Origin of the sequence: Methanobrevibacter sp., from assembly GCF_050872065.1 — an archaeon.
GTDB lineage: Archaea > Methanobacteriota > Methanobacteria > Methanobacteriales > Methanobacteriaceae > Methanocatella.
Window position 1 is genome coordinate 18,386 of record NZ_JBNMGD010000017.1, and the last position, 10,370, is coordinate 28,755.

Consider the following 10,370-nt stretch of genomic DNA (forward strand, 5'->3'; position numbering starts at 1 on the left):
ATTCATTTAAATTATTTTAATCAATTTCGGGTAATTAAAATAATTCCCGAAAACGCTATTTTGATGGCTAATTTTATTAAAAATAAATAAAGTCGTCGTCATCTTCATTAGTTAAATTCTTGAGTGCTGCATTATCATCTTCTTGTAACATACTTTTATATTTATTAGATTTTAGTTTGTTATCTACAGCACTATCTAATTGTTTTGGTTTATGTTTAGTCGTCCATTCATCAATCCAATCACGTTCTTTTTGTCTTTGTTTAAGTTGTTCTTCAGCACTAATGTGTGATTTAGCATTATCTAATTTTTTAGTAGAAAATTTAACATCAGGCAAATCTATTTTTGTATGTCGCATATTATCTTCTATAAGTTCTTTCATTAAAAGAAACTGTCCTTTACTACTAAACAACTGTGATTTATTTGTAATAATCATTAACGCCTCTAGCTCTCTACGTTTAGCACCATAATCAGCAGGATTTAATCCATTTCTTAATTTATTAAATACATTCATAATTGCGTTAAACGTGTCTTTTCCCGCACTACCTAAACTATTTGCATTATGTAGAGCATCTAAGTATTGGTCTGCTATATAAGAATCTTCTATAGCTTTAGTATTACTTTTATGTGGTGATACAGCTTTCATTAGTTGTTGTGCGTTTTCTTTATTCTTTTCTACAATATCTTTCCATAAAACTCTGTTATATTGTAATAATGTTTTACCACGTTCTGATTGAAACATATTTAATAAATTATCAGAATTAGATAAACCGTATTTCTTTTTAACTCTTTCTGCCGCATCAACAAAATCTAATACATATTGTAATGCTTCACGACCTTGTTTATCTGTAGGTGATAAATCAAACCCTTTTTCTTCAAGATATTGAATATTTTCTTTATCTTTTACATTAGGTTGTTTATTTCTTTTTCTTAATATACTTTCTATAGTTGGGTCCATATCATCAATAACTTTAATATTACCATTAGCATCTCTAAATCTACTAGTTTTTAGTTTAGATCTAGATAGACCTTTTATTTGAAGGTCTTTTATTTGTTGTAAAATATCTTGTTTAGATAAATTACCAACTAAATAATTATCAATCATATTATCTGTATGTGTTAAAATATTTTTGTGGTAAAAATCTTTACCTAATGTTTTAAATAAAAAGTCTCTATGAATATTATCATTATAAGGTTCATTTTTACCACGTGGTTTATAATTTGGATTTTTATAAAATTCTTTGACTTCTTTAGGTTCATATTTGCCTTGTTTAGTAATCATATCTAATGAGGTTGCTTCACCAAAATCATTTATATTTTTATTTACTTGTTTTAAAGCAAATTGTTCTTGACTTAATGCGTTAATATTTTTTGTAATTAACTTTTCAACATTATCTAATTGAGTCAATATATTTATATGTTTTTGGATATACACTGGTGCAGGAGTATATGAGTCAATCTCTCTTTGATATGCTTTTATAAAATCTAGCATATTATCTAGATAGTAATATTTGGTATTAAAATCTGCACTAGGTGAATTTGTAATAGCATTTATTTGACTTAGCAAATCATATTGATTAGGTTTTCTAGCATCACCAAATAAAAATGTTTCTAAATTATTTAAATTAGTTATATCATCACCATCATTCATCTCTCGTTTTATGAAATGTAAATCTGTATCACTTACATTACCAAATTTATTAACAAAATAATTGTCTTCTAATTCTGATTTACCACCAAATCGTTTAAACGATTCTTTAACTGCATCTTCTTCAGCTGTTTCATCTACATTTCGCATTCCATAATATAAAATATTATCTTCATTTCTTTCATCTGCTCTAGCTTTTAATGCAGCTTCTTTAATTTCATCATTATCCATTTGAGATTTTGCTAATTCACGTTCTTTAGCAGAACTAGGACTTACTTTGTTAAAAGATTTTGCACTATCATTAGCTAGTCTTTCATTATCCAGACTTTTAACAAACCAATTTTCTGGTAAATCTAATGCTTGTATAGTTTTAATTTTACCATTTAATTTAGCAATAAAACTATTTATTCCATTTACTGCATCTATATATTGTTTTTGAATAGCTTGTTTTTGCTGTGCTGGAATTTTATTACTATATAAAATAGTATCACCTAGTTGTCTAAAATCAGTGGCTTTTGGGTCATATTCATTAGCTAACATTTTTAAACGCATCATACTAGTTTGTAGATTTATATCTCTGGCTATTATATTATCAAATGCATTAGGATTAGCACTTAATACTTTATTTAATGCTATTTTAAATTCACCATTTTTACCACTAACTTGGTTCAAACTAAATAGAATAAAATCTAAATCTCTTTTATCAAATCCTGGAATACTTTTAAATAACTCTACAGCACTATTTATTTTCATAAATGGCTCATTTAATAAATTAGGATTTATAGCATCATTAGCTAATGTAGTTGGTTCTAGTTCACCATAAGCTTGTAGTAATTTCAATTTTGTTAATTTATCATTAAATTGTAATGCATTATCACCTTGACTTATTGTTGAGCTTGTAGGTGTTAGCTCTAATATATCTATTATATCATCATTAGTTTGTGACATAACTTGTTTCTGTTGTAGAGCATTAGGTAAAAATTCTTCACGCAATCTTATTGGTAAATGTTTTTCACCTAACAATTTATATAATGCGTTTCTTTGTTTTGGTAAATTACTTAATCCACTTTCTAAAAATTGCCCAACTTCATTATCTGCTATTTTTAACATAGGATAATTAAATTCTGTTGGGTCAATCATCCCATTTATTTTAAACGACGCACTATAATTTATTTGGCCTGTATTTTGCCCAGTAGCATGTCTAATAAAAGACTCATCTGACATTTGTATTTCAGATGTTGCTTCTGCACTTTTAGATAAAGGTCTTTTTAAATTATTACTAGGATTAGCTAAGTAATTTTTAATATCACTTTTCATAGTTTGTAGTTGTTCAATTTGGTCTTTAGAAAAGTTTTTAAATTTAGCTATATCACTCCTATTATTAAGAATTAAACCTAGTTCTGCATCTAATGTTTTTAATTCATCACCTGACAATCCTTGTAAAGATCTATATTTAAGAAAATTACTCATAATATCTTTTTCTGATATTTTAGGATTTTGAATTTTACGATATAATGTATCTACATCAGTATCTAAAATATCTTGTTTTTTATTTTGCTTATTTACAAACTTTTCTGCTCGTTGTTTTGACCTTTTTATTAACTGACTATTAGCAAACACATTTAATATACGTGATTGTTCCATAGAGTCACCACTACTAAATGTCTCAATATTTTTTAACATTAAATCAACTTTTGTAAAATCAGTTTTACTAAGCATTTTAGCTTGTTTTATATCAATATCTGTTTGCTTAGCTAATGCTACGTCATTTATATATGGCTCAAGGCGTTTAAACATTTCATCATATTCTGCTTGAGATTTATTTAGAATATTTATAGCAGGCATATTATCTCTAGCAGAATGAAAATTAGCAACGTGTGAAAATTCACTTAAAGTATCAGCAAAGTTTGTATTAAATACTTTTGAATATCCGGCTGCAGTTGTAAATAGATAGTCTTCTTGGTCTGTAATAGGTTGTCCAGCTTGATTCATTTTCTTTATAGTTTTAATTATATCTTCACTAGTAGCTGCAGCATTAACTGGAGTTCTTGTTGTTTGTTGTAAATCTGTAGCAACATTAGCTATTTGATGCATTAAATTATTTTCAGTAGCTTTAATAGCTTGTTGTTGAACTTCTTTTATTACATTACCTTTATTTTCTTTAATACCTACTTCTAGTGCAGTTTCTAGAACATTTATTGCTAATTTACCAAATCCCATTATTTACCTCCTATCTGACCTGTTAAAAGATAGTTATTTAATATTGTATCATCTTGAAGTAACTTCAAAGTTTCTTCATCAAAATCAGCTGCTTTAATAAATGCATTTGTAGCAGTTTTCATATCATCAATAAGTGCACCATATTGCTTCATAATTTTAACAGCTTCATTAGGTTGCATTCTACCTTGTTCTACCATTTTAGTTAATGTATCTTTTGTTATTTTTATGTGAGTCATATTATCAGGTTGTGATAATATTTTACCTAAATTTTCTTTAAAATTTGCTGCAATATTATTAGGATTAGCTTTACCACTAGTAAATAACTTACTAGCCTTAACACCAGTATAATCCATTATTGCTGAATCAGATTTAATAACTTTTGATACTAAACTACCTAATAATTGCCATTGTCTACTAACTAAGAACATTTGTGCACGACCACCTATTGATGTGGCTAGAAATGAAGTATGTGCTGATTCTGTTTTAGAAGCTAAACTATTTATATTACTAACAAAATTTGCATTATAGTCTGCTAATTTATGTATTTGATTAGCAACATATTTAGCTTCAGGTGTTGTAAACAAATGTTTGTTATTAGAAATACTTTTCACAACATTAGTCGCAGAATTTAAATCTATATTTCCACTAGCATCTTTAGTAATATTCTTACTAATTAAACTATTTATAAAATTAGTCTCTAAATCTTTAGGATTTACTTTAAATGCATTAGCTAAAGTTTGTATATTTGGTAAATTATTATCTTTAGCCAATTTCAATACAGATTCTGTTAATTGAGGTAATATATTTAGATCTTTATTTTTACGAAAATTACTTAATTGTTTCCCTATATTAGTATCACTAGAATAGAATTGCATTACTTTCTTAGCTTCATTAGCACTTTGTTTTATTAGTTCCATATGATCTAATAACATATTATTAGTAGATTCATATTGCATAATATCTTTACGCATAGCTTTAGTAATTTCATCTATATTTGAAACTTTAGTTCTAAGTTTATCAGCATTTAATTCTAAATCTACAATCAGTCTCATATAATCATCTAAACCAACATTTTCCAAATTAGATTGTATTTCTTGTTGTGACAAATTTTTATTTAATTTATTAAGACCAAAATAAGTAGTTTTACGCATCAATTTATTTTGAGCAAAATAATCATCCATTCCTAAAGCATTATAATTTACTTTTAAATCTTCTAATTGACTAGCTGACATTTGTTTATCAAATAATGAATAATGCCTAATATCACCATATTTAGTTGTATTTAATCTCGTTAATTCTACAATAGCAGGTTTAAAATTACCGACTTTATTTGGGTCTATTGTTACTAGTTGTCTTTCATATTGTTTTGCTACCGCATTATTTGCTAGTTTTATATTTGGAATAAACTCATTTATATTATTTATCATTGATGTAGGTGATAATGTATTATTCTGCACAGCATTACTAAATTCAACTACTGAATCTAATTGATTTTGAGCTATAAGTTTAGCATTATTTTTAATAATTGCGGCATCATCTATACCTAATGTTTTACTCATTTGTTCAATCATTGGTCTAGCTGTTGTTTTACTTGATAAATTAGTTAAAATTAACTTATCTAATGTAGTTAATTCTTTTAATTCTGCATCTGACCAACCTGATTCTTTTAAAAAAGCATCTGTTTGCTCTATTTTAGATAAAGTTTTAGTGGCGGCATTTTGGTTTTTAGTTAAAATACTATCAGCTATAGTTGTATTCATTTCTTCAGCTACTGTAGTTGTTGGAGTAAAAATTCTTTTTGCTCTACGTTTAGCTTTATTTAATATACCATATTCTGTATTTACACTTTTAGCTATATTTTCTGCTGTATCTTTAACAGAGTTAAATTTATTTTTTATATGTGCTGGTGCATTAGCTACAGCTAGTGAAAAATCACTTGTCTTATTTATTCCTGTTGCAACACCTTTAATTAAAGCAGGACCTACTGCACCACCAACCACATCGCCCGCTATATTTATTCCTAAATTTTTTACTCTATTGTCATAAGGATTATCCAATATCTTTTGTGCAGCTCCTTGGTATTCTTCATTTAAATATACATTTTTAGCTACCCATCCATCAGCCTCAAATAAAAAATCAGGCATTCCACCTAATGTACCAGAAACTAAACCTAATTTAGCTCCTGTAATCATTTGAGTTTTTAAACCTAACCTATAAAAATCTGTTAATGTTCTTAATCCTAATGATTGCCCTATTCCAGCACCAAATCTACCAGCTAAAATTGCACTACTAAAAATAGTAGCAGCATTATTTTGAATTGCTGAAATTACTCCAGGTTCTAAATCAATTTTAGTTTTTCCATCTATAGCCATATCAAATAATTTACCATTTTCATCTAATTGTATATTAGTTCCTAATTCGCTATTTATAATTTGAATTGCTTGTAATTTTTGTTCAGGAGATGATAAACCGTTTCTATGATCATACATACCTAATAAAGTTCTAATTTGAGATGCATTTTTTCCATTTTGTAATGTAGCACCAGTAAATCCATCTTGTGACAATTCTGCTTTATTTTTATTTTCTTCGATAATATTACTACCTAATTCACCTAATAATGCTTTCATTTGTTTTGGGTTTTTACCAAAATTATCCATAATTTCATTTAATGATGAGCCATGATCTAGTAGATTTTGAACCCCTATATGTTCATTATAATTTAATTGTTTATAAAATGTATCTTTAATATTATTTTGATTATCAATTTCTGTATTATATGCTTTAGCTACTTCAGTATAATCATAGCCTTGTGCTTTAATATCACTAGCAACTTTATACTGCTCTTTTGTCATAAGTGGACCCATATCTATAGGGATTTTTCCATCGGCATATTGTGGTTGTCTATATTGATCTAGATTTAAATTATTCATATCACAATCCTTATTTTATTGAATTCATTTCCAGACTTAAGTGAGATTTAAATTTATATAATATATGATGATTTATATTATTATATAAATTTAAATGATTTCGGGTAATTGAAAATTCGCTAGAAAGCGTTATTTTGTAGTCAAAATTTATAAATTTCATTTGCCCGATGTCGCATTGCTAGTTGATTTTGGTCGTTCTTGACCTACAGCATTACCGGTAGCCATCATTTGCTGTTGCATTTGGCTCATACCCATTGCTGTCTGTTCTAAGATACTAGCAATTTCCATCGAGTATTTTGTTTTAGTTTCTTTCATAGCTAAGGCAGATATTTGGAAGAATCCAATAGGATTAGCTTGACTCAACATTTGTCCAATAGGTCCAGATAAGAACTGCTCAATAATTAAACGATTTTTATCTATTTCATCATTATAAGCTACAGACTCAACTTCTATATCAGCTTCTGTAAATTCTATATCTGTTTCTTTTGTTGGCATTGGAGATAATATTATTTGTCCATTTTCATCTGCTGCAGGTTTACCAGAACCTGGGTCTCTATAAACTTCCATTACTGGTCCACCAGTCATAGGATCTAGTTGTGGTCTGTTAATTTCTAACCATCTTACAGAATTAGATTGGTCAGCAATACGAATTACATCGTGAAATGTATAGTATTGTTTAATTAAACAAACTATATCCCAACCTAATAATCTATAGAATTGTTCAATAGCCAGTGTTAAGTATCTAAGTGCAGTGATTGATGCTCGCTGTTGTATTTCAACTTTAGATCCAGAATCTGATGCATAAGCCATACCTAAGAAACTATCATTCACAGAAAGTATTCTTTGAATTCGCATTAGTGCGGCATCTATAATTTTATATTGCTCTAATACATCTTGGCTCAAATTTTCTACTTTTACCCCAGCTAAGTCTTTAACAGGAATTACTGCATTTACACGGTTTACTGCATCGCTAAATTCTTTTAAATTATCAATTGATGACTCTTGCACAAATACTTTCTGTGCATTAGCTAATAATTGTAATTTAATTAGTGCTTGGTTCATAGCGTGCTGTGTTTCGATTATATCCCTAAAAATTCCATAATATTCTGCCTTCACATTATTATTATGTAGACGGTATATCCTGTAAGGATTTTTAACCTCACGGTATGTAATTTCACGTTTGTCAAGAATATAATCACCTGCCCAATAAACCGACCAAATTTTGTTATCGTCATCTACCATTATAGAATGAACTAGTAGATATGCATTATATTGTGCATGGTATCCTACAAATCTATCTCTAAAATATTTATCAAATTCGGTATCATTCTGATTTAAAGTATTTTCATATTCGTGTAACTCTTTTAATTTAGCTTTACCAAATATCTTAGCGATAGTTTCTTCAGAAACCCATTTAAATCTATGAATAAATCGTGCATCAGAATAATCATCTCTCATAGACATTGGATCTAAAACAATTTCATAAATAGGTACATGTTGCATATTTATTTTAAATTTAGGTCTATTGAATTCATCTGTTTCTGTTAGTTCTTCAACATCTACATAAGAACACATAATACCATTAAGCAGTAAATCTAGTTTTATTTTTTCTGCTTCTGCCACGAAATTATTTTGTTTAAATATATAATCTACAATATCATTTAAAACTCCAGCAGTTACAATATCATCTTGTTGCTTAGGAACTATTTTAACGGTATTAACTATTGTAGAATAATATCCAAGTAAGAGTCGTGAAAATGTTTTAATAACATTGAAAGTTTCTGCTGGTTGACCACGACGAGCTAAGATATTTAGTTGGTCCTGGTTATATTGTCTATTATGGTAAAGATCCATTACAAGATTAGACTCAGCACGTGATTCTTCAAATTGCTCATACCCAAATTTAAAAGTATCTTGTAATGTTTCAATATTTAATTTCATCTAATGTCCTTAGTATGCATAAAATATTTTCCTAAAGTAATTTTATTAAAATCTGAAATCGACATCTGTAACGGATTTTGTCTATCTGTTGATAAATAAATATTTACTTGTTTATTCTTATCACCTGCCTCACCTAAGGTTTTAAAACTAATTACATTTTTCCTAGTTTTTAATGCTTCATCTAAATTACCACCAGGTTTTACAATTTCATTATTTATAAATTTACTTGAAAACATTTTTTGTTTACCTTCAATAACTTGTGCAAATGCAATATTATCATCTATTTGTTTTTGAAATTGTTCTATCTTACGATAAGTTTCTTTAGCCCATGGAACTAATTTTGGGTCACCTGCTATCATATCAGCCTTAGCTTTTGCTTTTACTCTATCTAAATGTGCACGTATTACAGATAAGTTTGCTGTACCAGTAAGCCATTCATTGATTAGTGGTAATTGTGCTAATCCGTGCTTACTAATACGTTTACCCATCATATCATAAGCAATTAGTGATTGTAAATTTTTAGTTCTATTTAATGCATCAAAAATAGCTTCTTGGTCAATATCAATTATTCCAGTAAGTGCACTAAAGAAATTACGTAATTTATCAAAACCACCAAATGCATCAAAAAATGCTTCACTAGGACTACCATCATTAGATGTGACATCTTTAAAGACTTCATTAGCACTTTCATATAATTGCAGTGCTTGTTTTGCATTATCGTCAACTTTTAATTCTAAAGCACTATTTATTACTTGCTGATATTCAATCGCTAGTTCATTATTTCCATCTTGTAAAGCTTTTTCTACATATTTACTTGCTGCAGTAGCTATTTCTTTAAATTGCTCATCAGTTAATTTTTCTTGTCTTGCTAATTGTCTTAAGTGTGAAATATGTGTCCCTACTTGTTGTGGTGTTAAGCCATTACTTTGCTCAAATGCTAATCGTGCTTGTTGATATTGACTATTTGCAATATTATCTATTGTTAATTGTTGACCATCAGACCCATCTTTTGTTGCACCTACACCAGTAATGTGTCCTTTACCATCTGTGCTAATTGATCTAGATGGATCTTGTTGATGTAAGTTAGCTAGATAATTAGATGTTTTTTGTGCATTATTGTATTCTTGTTGTTGTATGTTTAATTTTTCTGCTTCTATTTGTGTTTTTATATTATCATTTACCATTTTATTTTGTGTTGCTTGTGTATCTACAACAGTCTTATTCAATTCTATTTGTGCTTTTTGTGCTTCTTGTGCTTCTTTTAATTTTTTAGCTTGTATAACACTATGCATATATGCTGCACCATAATTACCACCAAACATATATAATAAATCCCCAATATGTGCATATTGAGTTTCACCAGTTTGTGTATTTGTCATTTTAATCATACCTTGTTGCACTCTTTGAAAATCATCAGCATTTTGTTCATCTAATGGGTTAGTGCCTTTACCGTGAACAGTATAAGCCAACATTGATCGTGCTTTAAATTGTTCTTCATCTTTTGTATCATCATCTAAAGCATCAGTAATAGCCCATTCTTGTGAATATCCATAATTTTGTTGGAATTGTCGTATAGCTTGTAGTGCTTGTGGTTTCATTAAAGGATTTTGTATCGCATTTGTTGTAGTTAATGC

The 10,370-nt window shown here is 28.4% G+C and carries 4 protein-coding genes; all 4 read right to left on the reverse strand.

The genetic code is table 11. The features are described 5' to 3' along the window. Positions 1–76 precede the first annotated feature (76 nt). Positions 77–3,865 (reverse strand): hypothetical protein, encoded by a 3,789-nt coding sequence (locus ACR0P1_RS03860; protein WP_432645091.1) that lies wholly within the window; start codon positions 3,863–3,865, stop codon positions 77–79. Beyond that, entirely contained in the window at positions 3,865–6,795 is a 2,931-nt protein-coding gene (locus ACR0P1_RS03865) for a hypothetical protein (RefSeq protein WP_432645092.1), read from the reverse strand. The genes ACR0P1_RS03860 and ACR0P1_RS03865 overlap by 1 nt, the downstream gene beginning before the upstream one ends. Positions 6,796–6,951: 156 nt before the next feature. Continuing rightward, entirely contained in the window at positions 6,952–8,736 is a 1,785-nt protein-coding gene (locus ACR0P1_RS03870; protein ID WP_432645093.1) for a hypothetical protein, read from the reverse strand. After that, the coding region (locus tag ACR0P1_RS03875) for a hypothetical protein (protein ID WP_432645094.1) at positions 8,733–10,370 on the reverse strand (1,638 nt) is incomplete at its 5' end. The genes ACR0P1_RS03870 and ACR0P1_RS03875, both read right to left, overlap by 4 nt.

Bases quoted from the DNA above. Each gene is read 5' to 3' on its own strand.
- ACR0P1_RS03860 (WP_432645091.1), bottom strand. From the start codon at position 3,865: ATGGGATTTGGTAAATTAGCAATAAATGTTCTAGAAACTGCACTAGAA.
- ACR0P1_RS03865 (WP_432645092.1), bottom strand. From the start codon at position 6,795: ATGAATAATTTAAATCTAGATCAATATAGACAACCACAATATGCCGAT.
- ACR0P1_RS03870 (WP_432645093.1), bottom strand. From the start codon at position 8,736: ATGAAATTAAATATTGAAACATTACAAGATACTTTTAAATTTGGGTAT.